Here is a 24,399-nt window from a genome sequence, read left to right on the forward strand (position 1 = left end):
TAATATGAGCAAAAATCATGTTGTGTTATCGGTCAATAATTTATCAAAAACATATAAAGGAGTTGGTTACGAAGTCAAAGCCTTAAAAAATGTATCCTTTGACTTGTACAAAGGTGAGTTGCTTGCTGTTATGGGAACGAGTGGTTCAGGTAAAAGTACATTACTCAGCATTATTGGTGCACTAGACGAACCGAATGAGGGAACAATTACGCTAAATGGTGAAGTGAATAAAAATATGTTTACCGAACCATACGCAACAGATTATCGCCGTGAAAATATCGGTTTTATCTTTCAATCTTTTAATCTATTAAAAGATTTGACAGTAGAAGAAAATATTGCCTTACCTCTTATCTTAAAAGGAACAGAAGAAGAAGAAATCGACGAACAAGTCCAGCAAATGTTGGAACTTGTTGGCTTGACTGATTGGAGATCACATCGGCCTGTTCAACTATCCGGAGGACAACAACAACGAGTTGCAATTGGCAGGGCGCTTATTATACAACCACCAATCGTATTAGCAGACGAACCGACTGGCAATTTAGATTTTAACACATCAACTGACATTTTAAATGTATTAGTTGATATGAAAAATAGATTTAATCAAAGTATCATCATGGTAACACATGATCCGTATGTTGCCGCTTATGCCGATCGGGTACTCTTCTTTCATGACGGACAAATTGTCGACTTATATAAATGCACTGATAGACAAAAGAATATGGACAATATTCTTAAAAAATTTAGAAGATAATGGAGAATTCACAATGATCAAGTCAATTAAAGGATTATCGTTACGTTTTTTTCAAGCGAATAAATTTATTGCATGGTCGTCTATTATTAGTGTGATGTTGTCCATATCCTTAATCATTACCATGAGTGTTTTTGCCGTCAATGCCAAACAATCGCTTATTAATGAAATGAAAAAAATGTATGGCGACATGGACTTATCGGTTGGCTATAACTTGAATCAAAATAAAATCATAGATAAGTCCTTACTCAATCAGATCACATCACAAGAAAATATTCAACAGTTTTCAGGTGTGTTAGTTACCCGATTTAAAGTCAATAAATTAAATGCAGATGTGTATACCGTTGGTGTAGAAAGTGACTCATTGGCAAAAAGTAAGTATCACTTTAATCAAGATATAGACGAACATGAAGTAAGTCTCAATAATTCACTAGCTGAAGCCTTGAATGTTCAAACAGGAGATCGCTTATTAATTGAAGATAAGCCATTTATGGTGAAGGAAGTGTTAGCCGATTTAGGTGCTACCGGACTTGCTCCAGATATACTTATTTTATCTAGAGAAACGGTTCAAAAGCACATATATGAAAAGACCGGTATAAACAATGAAGTAACCTACATTTTAATTAAAGCAAAAGAGAATACAGATATTTTATCGTTAGCCAATCATATTCGACAGATTGATCCGGATATAAGAATTGATGTGACTGAGGAAGACGAATATTTAAAAAGTAATTTAGACTCCTTAAATATATTTATGATAGTTTTATCGTTTCTCATATTAATTGTCACCTCATTATTAATAATCTCGAATTTTGAAACGTTTTTATACAAATATAGAAATCAATTTGCTATCATGCGCTCGCTTGGAGCAACAACGGAACAAATGTTTAAAGTTGTATTGCTACAAAGTAGTCTAATCAATATTGTAGGTGCGGTATTAGGGTTTTTACTTTCACTCGTTAGCCATAAATTTTTGCTAAAGTGGTTTGAAAAGTTATTTTCTTTTGAGAGTAGTGTATTGGAATTTAATTATGCTATAGCTATCGTCGTGATGCTTATTAGCATGTTAATTATTGAAATGTTCATGTTCATTCCCTCCTTTAGAAGTGCGAAAGTGTTACCGTTAAAAATTATACGCGAGAATGAACAAAATGACTTTTACCATAAGAAATTAGGTAAAAAACTGGGAAAAGTTCTACTGATTAGCGGTTTTTTCTTCATCATCTACGGGAAAATCTTTGCCACCTCAGGTAATAATGAAGCTTTACCCCTGTTGATTGCTGCATTTTTATTGATTTTTGGAATATTTAGATTGTTTCCGATCTATCTGTCACCTATCTTAACCAGGTTATTACCGATTTTGAGATTCTTGTTTGGCAATGTATCCTATGTTGCAGTCAAAAACGTAATACCACAAGTAAGGAAGAATACGTTTATCGTACTAACTATTAGTACAATGATGATTATAGCTGTCTTTGGGTCGGCGTTGTTCAAAACTAATGAAAAGAACGAGGAACGATATTTGAAAATACAATACCCAACAGATATCGTAGTGACAAGTCGTGTAGGTGCCAATTCGACGATTAATCCGTTTGAGATACAAAAAACGATTAAAGATATGACGACTGTGAAAGGAGCTAGTACGCTAAGTAGAACTGCAGTTGCTGAATTAAAGAAAGGTAATAATTACGTTTCCTTTAATTATGCAATGGGAGATTTGAAGGAAATGGAGAAACAAGGATTACTGCCAACCCTTCCCAAAAAAGTTGACAATATTATCATTGTAACTAAGAATTTTGCAGACAGACATCAACTTAAGGTAGGAGATACAATTGAACTAGGTCTGTACTTAGATTCGGCTCAGAAAATAATACCATCTGGTACAGTAATTGTGGCGAACATTGTTGAAAAGTTGCCAGGTTCATATTATGACGCCTATATGGACTGGAAGAACACAACGTATAGAACTGATCATACCTTCTTTAATAAAGTGTTTGTAAGTTCGGATGATCCAAAGACTACACTACAAGAATTAGCAGAGTTGAAAACACGATATCCGGCACAATTACAATTTAATAGCTATGAACAATCGTTGGAACAGTCAAAACAAATGTTTTTCCAAAGATGGTCTATCTTTATAGTTGTTATCGTCGTCATGTTGCTCAGTATCATGTTAGGGGTATTCAATACGCTGATTAACAATATTAATTCTAAAAGGAAAGAGTTAGCTATTTTGCGAACAATATCAGTTAGTAAAAAAGGAATTATTCAAGTTATCTTAACACAGGTCATTCTTTATATCCTCATTGGATTAATACTTGGTATTACTGGAGGGGTGCTTTTTACTTATTTTCTAAGTTTAATGGATCCTGGTGTAAATTTTGACTATACTTTTATCTCGGTCATTGTGACGGCTATGTTAGGATTGGCGTTTGTTATTTTTATTCCTTTTGCAAATAAATTAGGAAAAACGAATATTTCCTTAGAGTTAACACAGGATAATAAGTAATAATGATTCAGAATTCTATTTAGGAGTCAAGGAATCCTTTCCTTCACCTACAGGAGCACATTGGAAAGTATAAAAATCACAAATAAACAGAAAATGTAAATTATATAACCAAGGACTGATCCTTGGTTTTTTTTAATTTTATTTAATTCCATTTTTTCTCCATAATCTGCTGTTAATTTATAATTAAACAAAGCAAAAACAATTAATTATTAGTTCTTCATAAAAGCTTCATAAACTCTGGTTATGATAAGGATAGAAAATAACTTCAGAATAAGGAGGGGATATAAGAAATGTGGTCTAGTTATGGATATGGATTTTTGAATAATTGTGGAATAGGAGGTGGATTTGGAATGATGTTCTTTGGTTTAATAATTATTGGTTTAGTTGTTTACCTTATTATCAAAGCTCAACAAAATTCCGGAGGTTCAGTCATCAGAACAAACAATACATATTCTGATGCTTTAGAGATAGCAAAAAAACGTTTAGCTAATGGTGAAATTACCTCAGAAGAATACGAAGAATTAAAAAAGAAATTACAATAAAGATCATTAAAAGGAGAAGGTGAGAAGAATGAATAAAAGATTATTAATAGGAGTATTAGCGTTAGCTTTAGTATTTGGTACAACAGCTTATGTAACTTATGCTCATGGTGTTAATTACGCTGGAAAAGGTTTAAATGATAATTACAGTTTTATTCAATCACAAAATTTTGGAAATGGATTTATGGGTCAACAAAGCTTCAATTGGGGAGACATGTACCGTTATATGGGACAGCAATTCGATGGTGAAGTAGATTTAGATCAAATGTATCAATTTATGGGTCAATTTGGAGTCGATATTGAACAAATGTTTAATTTCATGGATCAACTAGGTGTAGAAATTGATGATATGTTAGAAATTATGAATTCTGGAATGGATTTCGAAGAAATGTGGAATTACATGGAAGATTATGATCTAGACTATAATCAAATGGGAAACTTTATGCAAGGACAAAACATTAATTTTAATCAAATGGGACAATATATGCAACAGTATAACCCAGATTTAGATGAAGATGATTTCCAAGATTTTTATAACAGTATGTATAGAGGTTCCTCTAGAGGCTTCAATTATGGTGGAATGATGAATTACTAAACAACTTTTTTCGAATCAGCTATTTACAAATTTCTGTAAATAGCTGATGTTTTTTTTTCTCCATATTTTCTTTATATTTTATTGATAATCTTCCCTTATAATATAAAGGTGTGTACTAAATTTTTATGATAGGAGGAAGTTATGAAAGTAACTTATAACTGGACAAGCTTTAGTAATTATTTTCAAAAGAAAAAAAAATCGGCATTCTTCATAAGTATTGGTCTCTTTGCTGTTCTAACTTTGGGTATTTTCCAATATCAAGCTAATGCAGTAACTTTATATCGTGTATATCTTGATGGTAAAGAAATTGGAACGGTCAATGATAAAGCGGTTATTGAGAAATGGATTGACGAACAGCTCGATGAAAAAAAAGAACAATATGGGAATATCAATTTAGCTCTAAAAAATGATATAACCTATAAAGTGGAGAAGAAATATAAAGGTAAATTTGATAATGCAAAGACTTTATCTGCTTTAAAAGATAGTTTGTCTTTTAAGGCTGAAGCTGTTGCAGTTAATGTTGATGGTAAATTAATCGGGTTTGTAAAAGATCAAGCAACAGTCGAGAAGATTTTGAATGATATTAAAAATAGTTATATCTCTAACCAAGAAAAGAATAAAGTTGTAGCTGCTTCAAATAATATAGCAGATAAGAATGTTGAGGTGAAAAATATTGAGATTAAAGAAAATATTAGTACAAAAGTGACTCAAGTTCTACCAGAACAGATTATGTCTGAATCTATGATGCAAGAAATACTTCAAAAGGGAACATTAGAAGAAAAGCAATATGTAGTTAAAGAGGGTGATACAATTTCAGAGATAGCTGCCGCTCATGGGTTGACTACGGCTCAAATATATCAATTAAATCCTGATATAAAAGGCGAATTAATTCGTATCGGGGATGTACTAAATGTTACAGCGTTAACTCCTTATGTAACAGTAAAGACTAGTGAAATTGTTACTCAAATTGAGACTATACCATATAAAGTAATCTATCGAAATGATAGTTCAATGTACATAAATGAGAGAAAAACTATTCAAGAGGGAAAAGAAGGAAAGAAGAAAGTAAAGTACTCAATAGTCAAGGAAAATGGTATAGTTATTGAAAAAAATGTAATTGATACTGTTGTAATAGAGGAAGAAAAGGATAAAATTGTTTTAAGGGGTATTAAAATACCTCAAGTCCAGAGTACAGGGGTCTTTTCGTGGCCTACAGTTGGTGGTGTAATTACTAGTAAATATGGTCCACGATGGGGTACCACTCATAAAGGTATTGATATTGCAGGTGTTAGTGATTATACAATTAAAGCGCCAGATAATGGTGTTGTAACATATGCAGGTTGGGTAAGGGGTTATGGTAATACAATAATCATCAATCATGGAAAAGGAATAACAACTTTATATGGTCATCTTGATAAGATTTTAGTTAAAATTGGAGATGTAGTTGCAAAGAATCAGAAAATCGGAATCATGGGTAATACAGGATGGTCAACAGGAACGCATCTACATTTTGAAGTAAAAGTAAACAACGTTGCTAAAGATCCTTTAAGTTTTTTAGAGGGTAGGTAAACTGAAATAGTTGTTTCAATACCCTATTATATTAAATCAAAGGGGATGTTAAAGGTGCATAAAAGACCACCGAATACTTTTAAAAGTTTGTTAAAGTTATTATTTAACTTCAAATTTTATAAAGATATTAAAAAAGTCATTAAAGAAACCAAGGACTATAAAAGTAGTCCAGATGTTCATATTGATGATTTTGAAGAGTTTTTACCGGTTGGTTCTACTGCCCCTGATTTTGAACTGTCAACGTTAGAGGGAGACAAGTTTCGATTATCTGATTTAAGAGGTCAATATGTTTTATTAGAATTTGGAGCCTATACCTGACCACCATATCGGATGCAGTTAGCATCTATGGAAAATGTTTATAAGAAATGGAAAGAAAAGCTTGGTTTTTTTGTGATTTATCAGATAGAACCCCACCCAGAGCAAGGTATCTTTAAAAATATCCAACAACCGAAGAACTTGCAAGAACGTATATCTTTGGCTCGTAAATTAAAAAATGAAACAAAAATGCAGATACCCCTATTAATTGATGAGGTTCCAAGGAAGGTTTCCAAATTATATGGGGGAGCACCTAATATGATTTATATTATCGATCCACAAGGAAAAGTGATTTATCATAACCGCTGGACAGATGCAAAAGAAGTAGATGAATTTTTAGGCAAAATATTTAATAGATAAAAACAAAATGGCTTAGCGAATCTGTGCGACAGGTAGCTAAGCTATTTTATTATGAAATGATTCGTAATCATCAATTAACGAGGTAATATTTTTATTCTTTATTCGTAGTAAAATTGAAATGTTTTTTCAACAAAACACTGAGTCTTATGATACAATTATAGAATTGAGATAGAGTTTAAGGAGAGAATTTTATGTATCTTAAGAGAATTGAACTTAGTGGCTTTAAGTCATTTGCAGATAAAACAGAATTTGAATTTGTTCCTGGGATTACAGCGATTGTTGGGCCAAATGGAAGTGGTAAAAGTAATATCACTGACGCAATTCGTTGGGTTCTAGGTGAACAAAGTGCTAAAAGTTTACGTGGTTCTAAGATGGAAGACATAATTTTCTCGGGTAGTGATAGTAGAAAACCAGTTAACTATGCGGAAGTGTCCTTAACTTTGGATAATCAGGATAGAACATTGGATATTGATTATTCTGAAGTGATGATTACGAGAAGATTATATAGATCAGGTGAAAGTGAGTACTTTATCAATAAACAATCATGTAGGTTAAAAGATATTACCGAGTTATTTATGGATACAGGCCTTGGAAAAGAAGCTTATTCAATTATCGGCCAAGGTAAAATAGATGAAATTCTAAGCTCAAAGGCTGAAGAGCGTCGAGGAGTTTTTGAAGAAGCAGCTGGGATTGTTAAATATAAAACTAGAAAAAAGGAAGCTCAGAGAAAGCTTGAAGATACAGAAAAAAATTTAGTTCGTATCTTTGATTTAATATCTGAGTTAGAGGGTCAGATTGCTCCGTTAGAAGAACAAGCCGAAGTTGCTAAACAATATAAAGAGTATGCTAATCAGTTAAAGGATTTAAATATTAAGATTTACGTACATGATATTGAAAAATCCTATGAAGAATGGCAAACTACTGACAGACTGAAGCAACAATTATCAACCGAGCAATTGGAACTTAGCTCTAAAGTAAGTCAAGTTGATGCCTTAATAGAAGAGAAACGATTGACAGTAAATCAAATTGAAAGGGAATTGGAAGAACTTCATCAACAATTAGTAATAATTAGCGAAAAAGTTGAACAAGCAGAAGGAAAGAGAGAAGTTCTTAGGGAAAGAGAAAAAAACCACGAAACTAACAGAGTCATGGCTTTAGAAATGATTGATAAATTGTTAGTTAAAAAGTCAGAAACAACTAGCCAACTGGAAAAGGAAAAGGAAAAGTTAGAGCAAATTGAAGTCAAAATCGATAATCTTTCCCAACAATTATCGAAAGAAGAGGTTTCTTTAAATAAATTAATAACAGACCATCAATCACAAATAGAAATTTATAAGCAAGAGTTCTTCGAATGTCTAAATGAAATGGCAACAATTCGAAATGAGATCAGACATGTAGCTAAGACAAAAGAAAGTATTTCAATCCGCATTGATAGACTACAAAATGAGCTTGAACAAGTCCAAAAAGAGTTGATTTCTATTGCAGATGAAAAAGATAATTTGGAAAAAGAAATCAAGCTCATTCAAGATGAGATCGTAAATTTAACAGATGAAAACAATCAAATTTTACAAGAAAAAAATGATTTAATAAAGAAAAGTGAATCTATACAATCTGTAGTTCGTGGAGAACAACAAAGGTTAAACTCTCTATTATCTAGGAGAGAAGTCTTAACTGAGATGCAATCAGATTTTGCCGGTTACCAACATGGTGTTAAAGAAATATTAAAATTAGGACAATCTAATAGGCTTAAAGGAATCCATGGTGCCGTTGCTGAACTAATTTCTGTACCTAAAAAGTATGAAACAGCAATTGAAATTGCTCTTGGTGGAGCATTGCAATACATTGTTGTTGAATCAGAAGAGATTGGTAGACAAGCCATCGCTTACTTAAAAAACAACAAACTTGGTCGTGCAACCTTTCTACCACTGAACGTAATAAAGGGCAAAAGATTAAACAGATACGATTTAGATGCTATAAAAGATATTGCTGGTTATATCGGGCTAGCTTCAGAACTAATTGAGACGAACACTACATACACATCGATTATCGATTATTTATTAGGACAAGTGATTATTGCTTCTGATTTAAAAGTTGCAAACAAAATTGCTCGAATTCTGGGTTATACAAGACGGGTTGTTACCATTGAGGGCGAGATCGTAAATCCTGGTGGCTCAATGACTGGTGGAAGTCTGGGTAAGAAAAGATCAAATCTCTTAGGAAGACAACGGGAAATTGAGAATTTATCCGCTCAAATTGAAGAGATTAAAAGCAAAATCGCCAAGGAACACGCTCTTTCTCGAGAAATTGCTGAAAAACTCACTCAGGTTGAAGGTCGAATAGCAGAAATTGGTTTTCAAATAGAGAGTAATCGCCATAAGGAACAGGAATTACAAGCGAATTATTTACAGTTAGAGTATGAAAAGAAGAGAATCACTGAGCGCTCAACATATTTAATGCTCGAGATTGAACAATTAAGTTCAGAGTTAAAGGATCTAGAAATAAAGCAACAGGATTTCAGTAAGTCGCTTGCGGAGAAACAACTTAAAGAAAAGGAATTGCAAGAAAATATCGCTAGAGCTGAATCATTACGCGAGAAGGACGAATCTATAAAAGAGGAAATGAACAAATTAATTACTGATTTAAAAATAGATTTGGCTCGTTTGAATCAGGAAAAGGACGGAAGTTTAGTTTTGATTGAAAGGTTAAGTTCCGAATTAAATGAAATTAATTCTTCTATCGAACAACAACATCAAACACTAATTCAATTAGAAAATGATTTATCCAACCAAAAGGTTGATCAAGATGATATTAGTCAAATTATAAAGAATTTAAGGATAGAAAAAGACCAAATACAAAAGAAAATAGATGTAAAGCGCTTGGTAAAAATTAAGACAGTACAAGAAATAGAGTCAAAAGAGTCCGGCTCTAAGGAGTTAAGAAAGAAACTGAAGATAGCAGAAACAGAACTTCATAAGGCAGAGGTCAAACTAGGGCGCTTAGATACTGAATTACAAAATTTATTAAGGCAACTTGCTGATGAATATGAGATGAGCTATGAATGGGCCAGGGATAACATTGATAAAATAACGGATATTAATAAAGCAAAAGAAGAAGTTTTTAAATTAAAACAGCTTATTCAAGGTCTTGGAGAGGTTAATCTAGGTGCCATTGATGAATATGATAGAGTTATGGAAAGGTATACTTTTCTTAAAACTCAAAAAGAAGATTTAGTTGAAGCAAAACAAACGTTATACCAAGTAATTCAAGAAGTGGAACAAGAAATGACCAAACTATTTAAAGAGAGTTTTGAAGCCATTCGAGAACAATTTCAACTGGTTTTTACAAGATTATTTGCCGGAGGTAAGGCGGATTTAATTTTGACTGATCCCGAGAATATGTTGGAAACAGGTATAGAAATTATCGCCCAACCCCCAGGTAAAAAACCACAAAATTTGGCTTTATTGTCCGGAGGAGAAAAAGCATTAACCGCAATCACTCTATTATTTGCTATACTAAGAGTGAAACCTGTTCCTTTTAGTGTTCTAGACGAGGTTGAAGCAGCATTAGATGAAGCAAATGTTACAAGGTTCTCACAATACCTTAGGGAATTTTGTGAGAATACTCAGTTTATCATTGTAACCCATCGTAAGGGAACAATGGAGGGAGCAGATGTATTATACGGAGTTACAATGCAAGAGTCTGGCGTCTCTAGATTGGTTTCCGTAAAATTAGAAGAAAAAAAGGAAAAGTTCAAAGAATTGGATAGCCAAAAAGCTTTGCAAACGACATAATAATCAAAGAGTACAAATAATTAGGAGGACATAGTATGGGTTTTTTCAAAAAATTAAAAGAAAGCATATCAACAAAAACAGCTGAAGCAACCAATAAATTTAAAGAGGGACTAACTAAAACGAGGGACAGTTTTATTGGAAAAGTTGAAGATTTGATGTTACGTCATAAAAAAATCGACGAAGAATTTTATGAAGAATTAGAAGAAATCTTAATTGCTGCCGATGTGGGTGTTCATACTGTCCTAGAATTAATTGATGAACTTAGGGATGAAGTGAAGACTAAAAAACTAACCGATGCGGTTGAATTAAAACCAATTTTATCTGAAAAAATAGTTGATCTATTAAAAGATGATAAACAGTCCAATAAGCTTAACATTGAATCGGGTAGATTAAATGTCATTTTATTTGTTGGTGTGAATGGAGTGGGAAAAACCACTACTATTGGAAAATTGGCTAATAAACTAAAGAATGAAGGAAATAAAGTTATGTTGGCTGCCGGAGATACATTTAGAGCAGGAGCAATAGAACAATTAGAAGTCTGGGGTGAACGAGTAGGAGTCGATGTAGTAAAACATCAGGCAGGATCTGATCCAGCTGCAGTTATTTACGATGCAATTCAGTCGGCAAAATCCAAGGATGTTGATGTTTTGATTTGCGATACCGCTGGACGTCTTCATAATAAAGTTAACCTTATGCAGGAATTGAACAAGATCTTTAGGGTAATACAAAGAGAAGTACCAAATGCTCCACATGAGGTATTACTGGTGTTAGACGCTACAACTGGACAAAATGCTCTGCAACAAGCCAAACTGTTTAAAGAGACAGCTAATATATCTGGTATCGTTTTAACTAAATTAGATGGTACAGCAAAAGGAGGGATCGTAATTGCTATCCGTCATGAACTTGATGTTCCAGTGAAGTTTGTTGGGTTAGGAGAAAAAATAGATGATCTACAAGAATTTGATCCAAACCAATTCGTTAATGCCATTTTTGCTCAAGGCTTTTTAGATGAAGAAACAGAATGACAATAAAAAATACTTGACATTATATTTTTAAACATTTAATATATTATATTGTAAAGGGAATTCTCTTTACAGGTTAGGTGGTGTAGTCGTGTTAGAAAAGACCACAAGATTTATTATGCTGTATGACTTTTATCAAGATTTACTAACCGAGAAACAAAAGAAGTACGCAGAGCTTTATTATCAAGATGATTTATCTCTTGGTGAGATTGCTGAGGAATTTGGAATATCTAGACAAGCTGTTTATGAGCATATAAAAAGATCAGAAATGCTCTTAGAAGACTACGAGAGTAAGCTAAAGTTATTAGCAAAACATGAAGAAAGAAAAGAAATTTTAAATGATATGGAGCAGTTGTTAAATCAATTGCAAGATGATAGTGCTCAAGGTTATACTGAGCAATTAAGAGAAAAAATAACGCTTTTAAGGCGATTAGATTAGGAGGCGGTCAGGATGGCATTTGAAGGATTGGCTGGCCGACTGCAAGAAACATTTAACAAGTTACGTAAAAAAGGAAAAGTAACTGAAGAAGATGTAAATCAGACGATGCGGGAAGTTCGCTTGGCTTTATTGGAGGCTGATGTGAACTTTAAAGTGGTTAAAGATTTTATTGCCCGCGTTAAAGAAAGAGCCGTTGGTCAAGAAGTTTTAAAGAGTTTAACACCTGGACAACAAGTTATTAAGGTTGTTAATGAAGAACTTACTGAATTGATGGGTGGAAAACAAAGTAAGCTTGAGATGGCACCAAAACCACCAACGATAATCCTAATGGTTGGATTACAAGGTGCTGGTAAAACCACTCATGCAGGAAAACTCGCTAAATATTTACTAAAACAAAATAAAAAACCATTGTTGATTGCCGCAGATGTCTATCGACCAGCAGCAATCAAACAATTACAGGTTCTTGGTGAACAACTGAACGTTCCGGTTTTTAGTATGGGAAACGAAGTTTCTCCAGTGGATATCGTTCAAAAAGGTTTAGAATATGCTAAACAAGAACATCGTGATGTTGTGCTAATCGATACGGCTGGTCGTCTTCACATTGATGAAACATTGATGAATGAATTGATTCAGATTCGTGATGTAGCTAACCCTACTGAGACCTTATTAGTTGTTGATGCTATGACTGGACAAGATGCTGTTAACGTTGCGAAGAGTTTCAATGAAACTTTAGGTCTCACTGGTATCATCCTAACTAAACTTGATGGAGATACTCGTGGTGGTGCTGCGATTTCAGTTAAAGCTGTTACTGGTTGTCCAATCAAGTTCGTTGGAATGGGTGAAAAGCTAGATCTATTAGAACCATTCCATCCTGATCGCATGGCGTCAAGGATTCTTGGAATGGGTGATGTTTTAACTCTTATTGAAAAAGCACAAGCTAATATAGATGCTCAAAAAGCTAAGGAGTTAGAACAGAAGATTAGAAAAGCTGAACTAACCTTTGATGATTTCTTAGCACAATTAGAGCAGTTGAAGAAAATGGGACCTTTAGATGAAGTTCTTGGAATGCTCCCTGGGATGAATAAGGCAAAAGGTCTTAAAGATCTTAAAGTAGACGATAAGCAATTAACTCGTGTAGAAGCGATCATTAAATCTATGACAAAAGAGGAAAAACTTCATCCTGAGATACTAAATGCAAGTAGACGACGTCGAATTGCAAAAGGTAGTGGAACAACAATTCAAGATGTGAACCGTTTAATTAAGCAATTTGAAGATATGAAAAAAATGATGAAGCAATTAACTGGTATGACTAAAAAAGGTAAGGGTAGAAAAGGTAAAGGGTTATTCAAATTCCCTTTCATGTAGAAATTTCTTGATTCGGTTAAAGGAGGTGAACAAACATGGCAGTTCGTATTCGCTTAAAGCGCATGGGTGCTAAAAAAGCTCCATTCTATCGTGTGGTTGTTGCAGATTCTCGTTCTCCTCGTGATGGACGAATCGTTGAAGAAATTGGAACATATAATCCATTAACTCAACCAGCACAAGTTAACATTGATGAAGAAAAAGCATTAAAATGGTTACAAACTGGTGCTAAACCATCTGATACAGTTCGCAATCTATTTAGCAAAGCTGGTATCTTAACAAAATTCCACGAACTAAGACAAGGCAAGTAATTCTTTTGATTTATTTATTGAGTATATATTTAGAGATAAGCCTTTTCATTGAATACTAATCTTTGTATTCTAGAGAAGCTGGCTTATTTTGGAGGTCTAAATCTAAAATGAAGGAATTAGTAGAAGTGCTTGCAAAAGCACTTGTAGATCATCCTGAAGAAGTTCGTGTCAATGAAGTGGTAAAAGATCGTTCTATTGTTTACGAACTATCCGTGGCACCAGAAGATATGGGTAAAATAATTGGTAAACAAGGACGTATTGCAAAAGCTCTAAGGACTGTTGTGAATTCAGCAGCAGCTAAAGAGAAAAAACGTGTGACAATTGAGATCTTGTAAGTAAGGGTGGAGGGTAACCTCCGCCTTTTTTCAAAGTGTAATAAAGTGTTTTATATCTGATTTTTATAGCGGAATATAGGAGGGATTATGAAAATAAAAGTACCTATTCCGGTTAAAATGGTCGTAACGAATAATTATAAAGCGAACATGATAGTAGAAATCGAAAAATCGATCAAGCAGATAAAAATTGAACTGGAACAGCTTCAATTTCAACAAAAAAAGCTTTTGTCTGAGGCGAAAAAAAAGGGGAATGAAGCGGTACGTATAGTTCAAGAGAGGATTGGTTACGAGCATCAAAGAAGAAAAGAAAAGTTAGATAAATTAGTTATTCAACTTGAACAAGTGGAAAGGCTAAAAGAAGGAGAAGAAATATTTTATAGTACCGTAGAGTCGGAGATAGAGATTAAGGTTGGAGATTCATGGGATGAAATTAATCGCTTCTCAGAAATTGTAGTAAAAGATGGAGTTATAATTGATATTAGAGGGAAAGGAGTGTGAATCCCTTGGACAACCAATTTATAAAAGTGGGTAAAATTGTTAATACTTTTGGTATTAGAGGAGAATTGAAAATATACTTATATACTGATTTTCCAAAAGAACGTTTTGAAAAAGGGAATCGGTTATACATTGGAAACATCGAAAAACCTAATCAATTAGAGGTTGAAATTCAGTCCTCTAAACCGTACAAAAACATGTATTTAATTAAATTAAGAGGCTTTGATAACATAAATGATGTTGAAAAATATAAAAATCTTTATTTATGGATAATGAAGGAGCAGCAGGGGGAATTAGAAGAAGGTGAATATTATTATCATCAAATAATTGGTTGTAATGTTGTGACAACCGATGGACAAGAACTAGGAGTAGTAAAAGAAATCTTATCTCCTGGCGCCAATGATGTGTGGGTCGTAAGGCCACATAAGGGAACGAAGGAACTCCTTATTCCATACATAGACCCTGTTGTAAAAGACGTAGATATTGATAATAAAAAGATTGTGATTGAAGTTATCGAAGGTTTATTGGATTAAAAGGTGACGAAGATGAAAATAGATATATTAACTTTATTTCCTGAGATGTTTCAAGGAGTATTAGGGTCAAGTATATTAAAAAGAGCTCAAGAAAAAGAAGTAGTGAAGATCAATCTGATTAATTTTCGAGATTTTTCTACTAGTAAACATAAAACAGTCGATGATTATCCATATGGTGGCGGAAATGGTATGGTATTAAAACCGGAACCGATTTTTGCTGCTGTAGAATCAATTACAGATCATGAAAAAGCTAGAATTATTATGCTTACCCCTCAAGGTAAGACTTTTAATCAAAGGATAGCTGAAGAATTAAAAGAAGAAAAACACCTTATTTTTTTATGTGGACATTACGAAGGATTTGATGAGAGAATTAGAGAACACCTTGTAACTGATGAACTATCCATTGGTGATTACGTTTTAACAGGTGGAGAATTGGCTACTATGGTCGTGATGGATAGTGTCGTAAGACTATTGCCTGGAGTGCTCGGGAACGAGGGTTCGGTAGAGACTGACTCCTTTAGTACAGGATTGTTAGAATACCCCCAATATACTAGACCTGAGGTATTCAGAGAATGGAAAGTACCTGAAATTTTATTATCTGGACATCATCAGAAAATAGAAGAATGGAGAAGAAAAGAATCTTTCAAAAGAACCCTAGAGCGTCGACCAGATCTTATAGATATAAATAAACTTGATGAAAAGGATCGGGCTTTAATAAAAGAACTAAAGCGGGATTAAATCACTAATGATTATACTTTTTTAGTTGTATTTATATATAGATTGTGGTAGAATAACACTTGTTGATTACGATGGTCCTCTAACTGCGGTACTAAACCAGTTATGAACATCTGTGTGGAAGGAGGGAATCAACAATGAATATAGTTCAAGAAATCACAAAGGAACAACTTCGTTCTGATATTCCTGAGTTTCGTCCTGGAGACACTTTACGTGTTCATGTAAAAGTAATTGAGGGACAACGTGAACGTATTCAGGTATTTGAAGGTGTTGTTATTAAACGCCGTGGTTCTGGAATTAGTGAAACTTTCACTGTAAGAAAAATTTCTTATGGTGTTGGTGTAGAACGTACTTTTCCAATCCACTCACCAAAGATTGCTAAAATCGAAGTTACTCGTCGTGGTAAAGTTCGTCGTGCTAAATTGTATTACTTACGAGCATTACGTGGTAAAGCTGCACGAATCAAAGAAAGAATGTAGTTTGGAATTTGAAAAAAGGGGGGCTTGTTTAGGCAAGTCCCTTTTTTAACATTATTAAAATTCACAAATATATAGTAGTTGTGATATTTATTGGGGAGATGGTTTTTAGGATGCTTAGGAATATATATGAATGGCTTAAATCCTTGGTAATCGCCGCTTTGTTAGCCTACATAATTCATACATTTTTATTTGCTATCGTTATTGTAAGTGGGCCGTCTATGGAGCCAACTTTACATAATGGAGAAAGATTAATCCTTAATAAAATAGTTTACAAGATACATCCACCTGAACGTGGAGATATTATTGTTTTTCATGCTACTGAAACTGATGATTACATAAAAAGGGTTATTGGAATACCAGGAGATAAAATCGAATTTAAAAATAATCAATTATTTGTAAATGGACAACCTGTTGAAGAACCGTATTTAGGTGACGTCTATACAGGTGATATAAGTCCATTTACAGTGCCTGATGAAACCCTTTATGTTTTGGGAGATAATAGAAATAACAGTTCTGATAGTAGAATATTTGGTCCAGTAGCTATCGATAAAGTTGTTGGAAGGGTAAAAATAGTTATATGGCCATTAAACAAATTAGGATTCATTGATTAATCTGGGAGGATAAGCGATGGGTAATATTGGGGATGAAAGATATAAAGCAACTATGAAAGAACTGCTTGAATGGGGAAGAGCTATCTTACTAGCTATTGCATTAGCTTATTTTATTCGCTCCTTTCTATTTTCCCCATATATTGTTGATGGAAGATCTATGGTCGAAACTTTACATGATGGCGAAAGAGTCATCGTTAACGAATTGTCATATAGATTAGAACAACCAAAACGTGGAGATATTATTGTATTTCAATTTGATGAAAACAGTGCATATATCAAAAGGGTAATTGGAATCCCCGGGGATATAGTTGAAGTAAAAGACGACAATTTATATATCAATGGTGAATTGGTATCGGAGCCCTACATAGAAAAAAAGAAAAGAAAATTACATTCTAGAGGTCTCATTCTTACTGAAGATGTTAAACCAGTTAAAGTTAAAGATGGGCAGTTATTTGTAATGGGAGATAATCGTCGTAACAGTAAAGATAGTCGTGAGTTTGGAACAATTGATATTGACCAAGTAATTGGTAGAGCAGATCTGGTATTTTGGCCAATTGACAGTTTTAGATTTTTGAATGAGTAAAAAATGTTGGAGTAGGTGATTTACATGAGTATCCAATGGTTTCCGGGACATATGGCCAAGGCACGAAGGGAAATTACTGAAAAATTAAAATTAGTTGATATTGTCATCGAACTTTTAGATGCTAGGATACCAATTTCCAGTCGTAATCCGATGATAGATGAGATTGTAAAGCAAAAACCAAGGATAGTCTTATTAAATAAAAGCGATTTAGCTGACCCCAAAATTATGAATGAATGGGCAGAATTTTTTGAAAAGAAAGGCTTAAAGGCATTATCGATTAGCTCCTCAAGTGGTAGAGGTATTTCAAATATTTTTAGAACAGCAGAAGAACTGGTTGCAGAAAAAAGAGAAGCACTTATAAAAAAAGGTGTAAAACCTCGAGCAGTTAGGGCGATGATACTAGGAATACCTAATGTAGGTAAATCGTCATTAATTAATCGTTTAGCAAACCGTAGTGTTGCTAAAACAGGTGATAGACCGGGAGTTACAAAGGGACAGCAATGGATTAAAGTTGGTAAGTCTTTAGAATTACTAGATACACCAGGTATCTTGTGGCCAAAATTTGAAGATGTTCAAGTCGGTTATCGTTTAGCTGCTACCGGAGCGATTAAGGATGAGTTATTACATTTTGATGATATAGCTCTATTCATTGTCGATTATTTTAAAAAATATTATCCCGAAAAGCTAAAAACCCGATATAATTTAGATCAGTTACCCTCAGATAATGTAGAGATAATTGAACTTATTGGGAGAAAAAGAGGTTGTTTAATTTCTGGTGGAAAGATCGATTTTGATAAAGCGGCAGAAATAATCGTAAGAGAATTAAGAGCTGGAAAATTAGGACGATTTTGTTTGGAAAAACCTTAAATATAGGAGAAATATATATGCTAAGTAATGAAAAAGAATTATGGTCAAAGGGCATCAAATTGATAGCAGGTATAGACGAGGTTGGTAGGGGAGCGTTATTTGGTGATGTAGTTGCAGCCTGTGTTATCTTACCCCCCAATTTAGAAATTGAAGGGATAAATGATTCCAAAAAACTGACGCCCAAAAAAAGAGAAGAATTATTTGAAGTTATTAATAAAGAGGCTCTTTCAATCGGTATCGGGAGAGTGGAAGCCCAAATAATAGATGAAATAAATATCAAACAAGCAACCCTTCAAGCTATGAAACAAGCGGTTACAACAATGAAAGTAAGACCTGAAATGTTATTAATTGATGCAGAGAAGATAAATATGGATATACCACAAATCTCCCTCATTAAAGGTGATTCAATTAGCCAATCAATAGCCGCTGCTTCAATAATTGCAAAAGTAACTAGGGATAGACTTTGTGAAGAGTGGGATGTGCTATATCCAGAGTATGGTTTAAAGAAACATAAGGGTTATGCAACAAAATTACATCAAGAAATGATCAAGAAACATGGTCCAACTCCTCTACATAGAAAATCTTTTCTGGGAAATATTCTACAACAATCTCTGTTTGATTCAATTTAACCTAGTTAGCTAGAAGTTTCTTCTGTCTTTTTGGAGATAGGAGCATTACTTTTGTAAAGGTAAATTTCGTAATTGGGGGAAATTAAATTGTTTTCAACAAACCTGGTTATTAACTCTTTTTTTCAGTCATCGCTAAACAATGGAAAAGCTCAGCTGATAAATTTAAAACCTGATCAAATTATTCATGGTCAGGTTTTAGAGATAATCGACCGTCATCATGCCATTGTATCTTTAAATAATTCTAAGGTTTTAACTAAGGTAGAGGTTCCAGTGTCCAAAGGTCAAAGTTTTTGGTTTCAAGTTACTTCAGCTGGAGAAGACATCAAATTAAAGATAGTTACTGAAAACAATTCCTCAAATCAACCTATAAAATCTCTCGGCGAAGTTTTGCAACAACTAAAATTGAAAAATACTGTTCAAAATCGTCAAATATTAACCGAAATGCTCAAAATCAATTTACCAATAGACAAGGAGACCATAAACACTATTGCAAAATTAGTTGCAGAAGATCGAGAGATTATTAATATATTACAGGCTGTAAGATTATTAAAAGACAAAAAAATAGAAGTAACATCAGCTAATGTTAAGGCAGTTTATGAGTTATTTGAGAATGACAGTTTGTTAAATAAATTAAGTGATTTAGATAAAGAAGTTGTTAAACTATTATCGAACAATCAATCTTTACCAACCAAAACAATCGTTTCTTTGGAGAAGTTGCATCAGCAAATAGCAAAACTAATCGAAGAATATGGCTACACGACAACGGTTGATAATTTACAATCTTACAATGGAGAAAAAATTGATTATAAGCAAATAATTCCGAAACTTATCAAATTTATAGAATCATTTCAAAATAGACATTCATCTGATCTTCCAAACCTCCAAGAAACTTCATTAAAGGAAAATTTGGAGCAATTATTTTCTGTGAGAGAAGTATTGCCTGAAAATCTAGTTAAAAGTCTTGATAAAACTGTTAATCATATTGTCGGACAAAATCTAGTTATGTCGCCTGACCAATCAGACTTCTCCCAAATGATCCTTCAATTACCAGGGCCATTTCCTTTCTCAAAAAATCCGGTTTTTATCCAAATATATTCGAAAAACAAAAAAAATAGGGCAATTGATCCAGAAAATATGAACCTAGTTTTCCTATTTCAATTAGAAAACCTTGGAGATTTGATGATTAAATTGCAAGTTCTTCATAAACAACTGTTTTTTCAAGTATTTAATGACAATCCCATTACTAAGGAAATTATGAAGGAATTTGAGGCGGAATTTTTTGATTTTGTTAGGGATAATGGGTATCAAACTACTGGTATACGTTTTCAATCGTTTGAAAGTAACCGAGAGCAGATTGTTCCATCTTTAAAACCTCCATACGAGGGAGTGGATATTAGAGTATGAAGAATAATTCATTGAAAAAGGCGGTAGCCTTAAATTATGTTCCATCCAAGGATGAAGCTCCACAAATAATTGCCAAGGGCTCTGGTTATGTAGCAGAAAAAATTATCGAACAAGGAAAAAAACATGATGTAAAGATACACGAAGATCAATCTTTAATTCAATTATTGTATCAATTGGAACTAAATCAACAAATCCCATCGGAGCTTTATCCTATCATAGCAGAAATCTTTGCCATGGTATATCAAGCTGAAAGAATTGCAGGTATCAAAAAAGATGCCTGATAAGAGGAAGGCTTTGGGTAACTGGGGAGAAGATAAGGCTGTGCAATATCTGTTAGCGAAGGGATATAAACTGATTGTTAAGAATTGGCGTAATCGTTTTGGTGAAATTGACCTAATCATGCTTGATAAAGAATGTATTGTATTTATTGAAGTAAGAACAAAAAATAATAGTAAGTTTGGCAAAGGATTAGAAACGATCAACCACAAAAAACAACAACAATTAGTAAGGATGGCAAATGCTTTTCTTCAGTATAAGAATTGGTGGGATAATTTGGTGCGTTTTGACATCATTTCAATCGATAAAATAGATGGAACTTTTTATATTAAACATTTAGAAAATGTTATTGAATTATAAAAGCAATAAAAAAGATGACCCCAGATATTTTAAGAAGTCATCTTTCTCACCTTACTTGTCATTATTAGTATTTTCTTGTCTGATCTCCTGAAGCAGGTCATATACTAATTTGTCTATTTGATCCCTCACGTGACGAAATACTGCCATGATCTCCTCTTCGGTACCTGTTGCCTTTGCAGGATCAGGTAATCCCCAATGAAGTCTTTTTACATGTGGTGGGGTATATGGACAGCGTTCTTCTGCATCTCCACAAAGTGTTATTGCATACATTGCATTATTCAACAATTGATCATCGATAATATCTGATGTTTGATTGCTTATATCAATGCCAACTTCTTTCATAGAAATAACCGCTTTTGGATTTAATCCATGTGCTTCAATTCCCGCACTATAAATTGCAAAATCTTCGTTAGCATATTTTTTGCCAAAACCCTCAGCCATTTGACTACGACATGAATTGCCTGTACAGATAAAATAGATTATTGGTTTGTTATTTTCCATTTTGTTACCTCTCATTCCATTTTAGTATCATAATGCACTTAATATATAAGCAAAGTTTTATTAAAAAAGCAAGTATATTTAGTTTGCTTTCTCCTTCTATTAAACTGATTTAAAAATATCAAAAAAATAAAGGAATTGTCGGAAAATTTTTGAATTATTATTTATGAGGGGGGATGATTGTGTATGCAAAGGTGCAAGGTTCATCAATTATCGGTATCGATGGCTCAATCATAGATATTGAGATAGATTTATCAAACGGTTTACCGCAATTTCAAATCGTTGGTTTACCAGATTCCTCGATCAAAGAGGCTAAAGAACGGGTAAGAGCAGCGATAAAAAATACTGGCTATAACTTTCCGATGAAGAGAATAACGATTAATCTTGCACCAGCAGATATCAAAAAAGAAGGTTCAGGTTTTGATTTGCCTATGGCGATAGGGATCCTTTTGGCTAGTGACCAGATATCCATAAAAAAAATTAGGTTTAGTTTGGGGGAAACTTTATTTATTGGGGAGCTTTCATTAGATGGTTCGATTCAAAGTATTAATGGGATTCTTTCGATGACTTTAGCTGCTAGAGATAATAATATTAGTTCACTTATAGTACCAAGAGCAAATGTTGAAGAAGCAAGACTGGTAAGTGAGATAGATGTTTATGGTTTTTCACATATAAGGGAAGTTATTAATTTCTTGGCTGACGAATTAGATACTAAAGATCAATCTGTTTATACAAACAGTAAGCAAAATCTAAATGAAGCTGAAATGGATAATAGAAATAACTTTGCCGATGTTAAAGGACATTATCAGGTTAAAAGAGCAATTGAGGTAGCTGTGGCTGGGATGCATAATCTTTTAATGGTTGGTCCGCCAGGGTCGGGGAAAAGTATGATCGCCAAACGTATTTCTTCGGTATTACCAGAGTTAACATGGAGTGAGGCCTTAGAAGTTACCCAAATCCATAGCGTAGCTGGAGAACTCAACGAAAGGGGAAAGCTGATTAATAACCGGCCCTTTCGAAGTCCTCATCATACAATTTCCACTGCAGGACTTGTTGGTGGAGGAACTACTCCAAAACCTGGTGAAATCAGTTTAGCACATCGTGGCGTTATATTTCTTGATGAATTACCTGAATTTAATCGAAGTAGTTTAGAAAGTTTAAGACAGCCTTTAGAAGATGGAAAAGTAAAAATAAGTAGAGCCAAAGCTAATCATGTATTTCCATCAGAAGTGATGTTAGTTGCAGCTATGAATCCTTGTAAATGTGGTTATTTTGGAACCAATGTACCAAATCATGAGTGTCAATGTTCTCTCACTGAAGTAAAGAGATATCGAGCAAAAATATCTGGTCCCTTACTAGACAGAATCGATATTCAAATAGAAGTCCCTTGGGTTAACATTGAAACTTTACGTGAAAAGAAAAAAGAGAAATCCTCGCAAGAGATGAGAGAAGAAATAGCGAAAGCTAGAGAAATCCAAAAGAAAAGATTTAAAGAAAAAGGGATTCAATTTAATTCAGAGATGAATTCCATTCAGGTTAGGAAATATTGTAGATTGGAAGAACAGGCGGAAACCTTGTTACATAATTTTTTTAATCAAATGGGTTTAAGTGGTCGTTCTTTGGATCGTATCTTAAAAATATCTAGAACCATAGCTGATTTGGATGAAAGTGAATTGATCAAGGTATCACATCTAGCAGAAGCAATAAATTATCGGGCGTTAGAGAAGGTGTGGTGAAAAGGAGAGATGTTTATGTTAAACAAGCTTTATACTCGTTTAGAAGAGATTTATCCAGATATTATTGCTATCCGAAGAGATTTTCATATGTATCCTGAGCTTTCATTTAAAGAGGTACGTACACCTCAGAAAATAGCTGAATTTCATTCAAAACTTGGGTTGGAAGTTCGAACAGGTGTTGGTGGAAGAGGAGTTGTTGCAACATTAAGAGGTGCAAGGCCAGGAAAAACAGTTGCACTAAGAGCAGATTTTGATGCTTTACCCATTCAGGACGAAAAAGATGTTGAATATAAATCCAAAGTACCTGGTGTAATGCATGCATGTGGCCATGATGCTCATACAGCTACGATGTTAGGGTTAGCAAAGGCCCTCAGTGGAATGAGAGAAAATATCCAAGGTAATATTGTCTTTATCCATCAGTTTGCTGAAGAATTGGCACCTGGAGGTGCTATCTCGATGGTCGAGGATGGTTGTCTAGACGGAGTAGATGTGATCTTTGGAACACATTTTTTGGCCAATTTACCAACAGGTAAAATTGGGTATCGAGAAGGAGCAATTATGGCTGCTGCCGATCGTTTTGAGATTGAAGTAATAGGTAGAGGAGGCCATGGGGCAGCGCCACATGAAACGATTGATTCCATTATAATCGGAAGTCAACTCGTAAATAATTTACAGCAAATAGTTAGCCGACGTATTGACCCTACAAAACCCGCCGTAGTTACAGTCGGACAGTTTAATGCTGGAGATGCTTTTAATATAATTGCAGAAAAAGCGAAGATAATTGGTACGGTTCGCACGTTTGACGAAAAGATACGAAATAATATTAATCAGATGATCGAACAAATTACTGCCGCAACTTGTCAAGCTTATGGTGCTACCTATAAATATACATATGAGTATGGCTACCCGGTTGTTCAGAACAATTCTATTGAAACAAGGATATTGGTTGAATCAGCGAAAAAAGTAATAAAAGAAGATGATTTGTTTGAAATAGATTTAAGAATGGGTGGAGAGGACTTTGCTTATTATTTACATAAGGTTCCCGGTACCTTTTTTTTCACGGGAGCAGGTAATAAAGAAGCAGGAGTAGATTATCCACTACACCATCCTAAATTTAACATTGATGAAAAAGCAATGCTCGTAGCTGCAAAAGTTTTGGGAACCGTAGCGTTAGACTATTTACAAGGCTAATAAAACCTCATTTAGGAGGGAAAAGTTAGAAAAATAGATTATGTTACTACTAAAAAAGTCAAAATTCTTAAATAAATTTAAATACTTTGCAGGATTTTTTTGATTCA

Annotated in this window: 27 protein-coding genes; 26 read left to right on the top strand and 1 reads right to left on the bottom strand. The window is 33.8% G+C overall.

Annotated features, from left to right (window positions below; translation table 11 throughout):
* Nucleotides 1-4 precede the first annotated feature (4 nt).
* The 24 genes from BHF71_RS00180 (at nt 5) to BHF71_RS00295 (ending at nt 20,867) form a co-directional block, all read left to right on the top strand.
* Nucleotides 5-751 (top strand): ABC transporter ATP-binding protein, encoded by a 747-nt coding sequence (locus BHF71_RS00180; protein WP_069655674.1) that lies wholly within the window; start codon nt 5-7, stop codon nt 749-751.
* Between the two features lie 13 nt (nt 752-764).
* Nucleotides 765-3,257, top strand: a complete 2,493-nt coding sequence (locus BHF71_RS00185; protein WP_069655675.1) for an FtsX-like permease family protein — start codon at nt 765-767, stop codon at nt 3,255-3,257.
* 290 nt (nt 3,258-3,547) lie between these two features.
* A complete protein-coding gene (locus BHF71_RS00190) occupies nt 3,548-3,799 on the top strand; it encodes an SHOCT domain-containing protein (RefSeq protein ID WP_069655676.1) in 252 nt (83 codons plus the stop codon).
* Between the two features lie 28 nt (nt 3,800-3,827).
* Nucleotides 3,828-4,391, top strand: coding sequence for a hypothetical protein (locus BHF71_RS00195; protein ID WP_069655677.1), 564 nt, complete (start codon nt 3,828-3,830; stop codon nt 4,389-4,391).
* Nucleotides 4,392-4,532: 141 nt separating this feature from the next.
* Nucleotides 4,533-5,960 carry a peptidoglycan DD-metalloendopeptidase family protein gene (locus BHF71_RS00200; RefSeq protein ID WP_069655678.1) on the top strand — a complete coding sequence of 476 codons (1,428 nt, stop codon included), beginning with the start codon at nt 4,533-4,535 and terminating at the stop codon, nt 5,958-5,960.
* Between the two features lie 54 nt (nt 5,961-6,014).
* Nucleotides 6,015-6,278 (top strand): peroxiredoxin family protein, encoded by a 264-nt coding sequence (locus BHF71_RS00205; protein WP_069655679.1) that lies wholly within the window; start codon nt 6,015-6,017, stop codon nt 6,276-6,278.
* A 12-nt stretch (nt 6,279-6,290) separates the two neighbouring features.
* Nucleotides 6,291-6,635, top strand: a complete 345-nt coding sequence (locus BHF71_RS00210; RefSeq protein WP_084024035.1) for a deiodinase-like protein — start codon at nt 6,291-6,293, stop codon at nt 6,633-6,635.
* Between the two features lie 191 nt (nt 6,636-6,826).
* Nucleotides 6,827-10,426: a chromosome segregation protein SMC gene (gene smc / locus BHF71_RS00215; protein WP_069655681.1), complete on the top strand. Its 3,600-nt coding sequence runs from the start codon at nt 6,827-6,829 to the stop codon at nt 10,424-10,426.
* Between the two features lie 35 nt (nt 10,427-10,461).
* A complete protein-coding gene (ftsY, locus tag BHF71_RS00220) occupies nt 10,462-11,451 on the top strand; it encodes a signal recognition particle-docking protein FtsY (protein WP_069655682.1) in 990 nt (329 codons plus the stop codon).
* 88 nt (nt 11,452-11,539) lie between these two features.
* Nucleotides 11,540-11,887 carry a putative DNA-binding protein gene (locus BHF71_RS00225; RefSeq protein ID WP_069655683.1) on the top strand — a complete coding sequence of 116 codons (348 nt, stop codon included), beginning with the start codon at nt 11,540-11,542 and terminating at the stop codon, nt 11,885-11,887.
* A 12-nt stretch (nt 11,888-11,899) separates the two neighbouring features.
* Nucleotides 11,900-13,252: a signal recognition particle protein gene (gene ffh, locus BHF71_RS00230; RefSeq protein ID WP_069655684.1), complete on the top strand. Its 1,353-nt coding sequence runs from the start codon at nt 11,900-11,902 to the stop codon at nt 13,250-13,252.
* A 35-nt stretch (nt 13,253-13,287) separates the two neighbouring features.
* Nucleotides 13,288-13,560: a 30S ribosomal protein S16 gene (gene rpsP, locus BHF71_RS00235; protein ID WP_069655685.1), complete on the top strand. Its 273-nt coding sequence runs from the start codon at nt 13,288-13,290 to the stop codon at nt 13,558-13,560.
* Nucleotides 13,561-13,667: 107 nt separating this feature from the next.
* Nucleotides 13,668-13,895: a KH domain-containing protein gene (locus tag BHF71_RS00240; protein WP_069655686.1), complete on the top strand. Its 228-nt coding sequence runs from the start codon at nt 13,668-13,670 to the stop codon at nt 13,893-13,895.
* An 87-nt stretch (nt 13,896-13,982) separates the two neighbouring features.
* Nucleotides 13,983-14,393, top strand: a complete 411-nt coding sequence (locus tag BHF71_RS00245) for a YlqD family protein (RefSeq protein WP_245683792.1) — start codon at nt 13,983-13,985, stop codon at nt 14,391-14,393.
* Nucleotides 14,394-14,398: 5 nt separating this feature from the next.
* Nucleotides 14,399-14,923, top strand: coding sequence for a ribosome maturation factor RimM (rimM, locus tag BHF71_RS00250; RefSeq protein WP_069655688.1), 525 nt, complete (start codon nt 14,399-14,401; stop codon nt 14,921-14,923).
* Nucleotides 14,924-14,935: 12 nt separating this feature from the next.
* Complete coding sequence (gene trmD, locus BHF71_RS00255) at nt 14,936-15,661, top strand: tRNA (guanosine(37)-N1)-methyltransferase TrmD (protein WP_069655689.1); 726 nt, start codon at nt 14,936-14,938, stop codon at nt 15,659-15,661.
* A gap of 134 nt (nt 15,662-15,795) precedes the next feature.
* On the top strand, nt 15,796-16,137 hold the full coding sequence (gene rplS / locus BHF71_RS00260; protein WP_069655690.1) for a 50S ribosomal protein L19: 342 nt from the start codon (nt 15,796-15,798) through the stop codon (nt 16,135-16,137).
* Between the two features lie 110 nt (nt 16,138-16,247).
* Entirely contained in the window at nt 16,248-16,748 is a 501-nt protein-coding gene (gene lepB / locus BHF71_RS00265) for a signal peptidase I (RefSeq protein WP_084024037.1), read from the top strand.
* Nucleotides 16,749-16,764: 16 nt separating this feature from the next.
* On the top strand, nt 16,765-17,331 hold the full coding sequence (gene lepB / locus BHF71_RS00270; RefSeq protein WP_245683793.1) for a signal peptidase I: 567 nt from the start codon (nt 16,765-16,767) through the stop codon (nt 17,329-17,331).
* Between the two features lie 24 nt (nt 17,332-17,355).
* Entirely contained in the window at nt 17,356-18,198 is an 843-nt protein-coding gene (gene ylqF, locus BHF71_RS00275; RefSeq protein ID WP_069655692.1) for a ribosome biogenesis GTPase YlqF, read from the top strand.
* 17 nt (nt 18,199-18,215) lie between these two features.
* Nucleotides 18,216-18,827: a ribonuclease HII gene (locus tag BHF71_RS00280; protein WP_069655693.1), complete on the top strand. Its 612-nt coding sequence runs from the start codon at nt 18,216-18,218 to the stop codon at nt 18,825-18,827.
* A gap of 87 nt (nt 18,828-18,914) precedes the next feature.
* Nucleotides 18,915-20,231: a hypothetical protein gene (locus BHF71_RS00285; RefSeq protein ID WP_069655694.1), complete on the top strand. Its 1,317-nt coding sequence runs from the start codon at nt 18,915-18,917 to the stop codon at nt 20,229-20,231.
* A complete protein-coding gene (locus tag BHF71_RS00290; protein ID WP_069655695.1) occupies nt 20,228-20,512 on the top strand; it encodes an EscU/YscU/HrcU family type III secretion system export apparatus switch protein in 285 nt (94 codons plus the stop codon). The genes BHF71_RS00285 and BHF71_RS00290 overlap by 4 nt, the downstream gene beginning before the upstream one ends.
* The gene (locus BHF71_RS00295) at nt 20,505-20,867 is read left to right on the top strand and encodes a YraN family protein (protein WP_069655696.1); all 363 of its coding nucleotides are present in this window, start codon (nt 20,505-20,507) and stop codon (nt 20,865-20,867) included. The genes BHF71_RS00290 and BHF71_RS00295 overlap by 8 nt, the downstream gene beginning before the upstream one ends.
* Nucleotides 20,868-20,918: 51 nt before the next feature.
* On the opposite strand, the gene arsC is transcribed toward BHF71_RS00295, so the two are convergent.
* Nucleotides 20,919-21,368 (bottom strand): arsenate reductase (thioredoxin), encoded by a 450-nt coding sequence (gene arsC / locus BHF71_RS00300; RefSeq protein ID WP_069655697.1) that lies wholly within the window; start codon nt 21,366-21,368, stop codon nt 20,919-20,921.
* A 179-nt stretch (nt 21,369-21,547) separates the two neighbouring features.
* Here arsC and BHF71_RS00305 point away from each other — a divergent pair, with 179 nt between their 5' ends.
* Together BHF71_RS00305 and BHF71_RS00310 are read left to right on the top strand one after the other, a co-directional pair.
* Nucleotides 21,548-23,101, top strand: a complete 1,554-nt coding sequence (locus BHF71_RS00305) for a YifB family Mg chelatase-like AAA ATPase (protein ID WP_069655698.1) — start codon at nt 21,548-21,550, stop codon at nt 23,099-23,101.
* Nucleotides 23,102-23,116: 15 nt separating this feature from the next.
* Nucleotides 23,117-24,292, top strand: coding sequence for a M20 family metallopeptidase (locus BHF71_RS00310; RefSeq protein WP_069655699.1), 1,176 nt, complete (start codon nt 23,117-23,119; stop codon nt 24,290-24,292).
* Nucleotides 24,293-24,399: the final 107 nt, after the last annotated feature.

This window comes from Vulcanibacillus modesticaldus (assembly GCF_001730235.1).
Lineage (GTDB): Bacteria > Bacillota > Bacilli > Tepidibacillales > Tepidibacillaceae > Vulcanibacillus > Vulcanibacillus modesticaldus.

Coding starts and splice junctions, on each gene's coding strand:
- BHF71_RS00180 (WP_069655674.1), top strand. CDS start 5: ATGAGCAAAAATCATGTTGTGTTATCGGTCAATAATTTATCAAAAACA.
- BHF71_RS00185 (WP_069655675.1), top strand. CDS start 765: ATGATCAAGTCAATTAAAGGATTATCGTTACGTTTTTTTCAAGCGAAT.
- BHF71_RS00190 (WP_069655676.1), top strand. CDS start 3,548: ATGTGGTCTAGTTATGGATATGGATTTTTGAATAATTGTGGAATAGGA.
- BHF71_RS00195 (WP_069655677.1), top strand. CDS start 3,828: ATGAATAAAAGATTATTAATAGGAGTATTAGCGTTAGCTTTAGTATTT.
- BHF71_RS00200 (WP_069655678.1), top strand. CDS start 4,533: ATGAAAGTAACTTATAACTGGACAAGCTTTAGTAATTATTTTCAAAAG.
- BHF71_RS00210 (WP_084024035.1), top strand. CDS start 6,291: ATGCAGTTAGCATCTATGGAAAATGTTTATAAGAAATGGAAAGAAAAG.
- smc (WP_069655681.1), top strand. CDS start 6,827: ATGTATCTTAAGAGAATTGAACTTAGTGGCTTTAAGTCATTTGCAGAT.
- ftsY (WP_069655682.1), top strand. CDS start 10,462: ATGGGTTTTTTCAAAAAATTAAAAGAAAGCATATCAACAAAAACAGCT.
- ffh (WP_069655684.1), top strand. CDS start 11,900: ATGGCATTTGAAGGATTGGCTGGCCGACTGCAAGAAACATTTAACAAG.
- rpsP (WP_069655685.1), top strand. CDS start 13,288: ATGGCAGTTCGTATTCGCTTAAAGCGCATGGGTGCTAAAAAAGCTCCA.
- BHF71_RS00240 (WP_069655686.1), top strand. CDS start 13,668: ATGAAGGAATTAGTAGAAGTGCTTGCAAAAGCACTTGTAGATCATCCT.
- BHF71_RS00245 (WP_245683792.1), top strand. CDS start 13,983: ATGAAAATAAAAGTACCTATTCCGGTTAAAATGGTCGTAACGAATAAT.
- trmD (WP_069655689.1), top strand. CDS start 14,936: ATGAAAATAGATATATTAACTTTATTTCCTGAGATGTTTCAAGGAGTA.
- rplS (WP_069655690.1), top strand. CDS start 15,796: ATGAATATAGTTCAAGAAATCACAAAGGAACAACTTCGTTCTGATATT.
- lepB (WP_084024037.1), top strand. CDS start 16,248: ATGCTTAGGAATATATATGAATGGCTTAAATCCTTGGTAATCGCCGCT.
- lepB (WP_245683793.1), top strand. CDS start 16,765: ATGGGTAATATTGGGGATGAAAGATATAAAGCAACTATGAAAGAACTG.
- ylqF (WP_069655692.1), top strand. CDS start 17,356: ATGAGTATCCAATGGTTTCCGGGACATATGGCCAAGGCACGAAGGGAA.
- BHF71_RS00280 (WP_069655693.1), top strand. CDS start 18,216: ATGCTAAGTAATGAAAAAGAATTATGGTCAAAGGGCATCAAATTGATA.
- BHF71_RS00290 (WP_069655695.1), top strand. CDS start 20,228: ATGAAGAATAATTCATTGAAAAAGGCGGTAGCCTTAAATTATGTTCCA.
- BHF71_RS00295 (WP_069655696.1), top strand. CDS start 20,505: ATGCCTGATAAGAGGAAGGCTTTGGGTAACTGGGGAGAAGATAAGGCT.
- arsC (WP_069655697.1), bottom strand. CDS start 21,368: ATGGAAAATAACAAACCAATAATCTATTTTATCTGTACAGGCAATTCA.
- BHF71_RS00310 (WP_069655699.1), top strand. CDS start 23,117: ATGTTAAACAAGCTTTATACTCGTTTAGAAGAGATTTATCCAGATATT.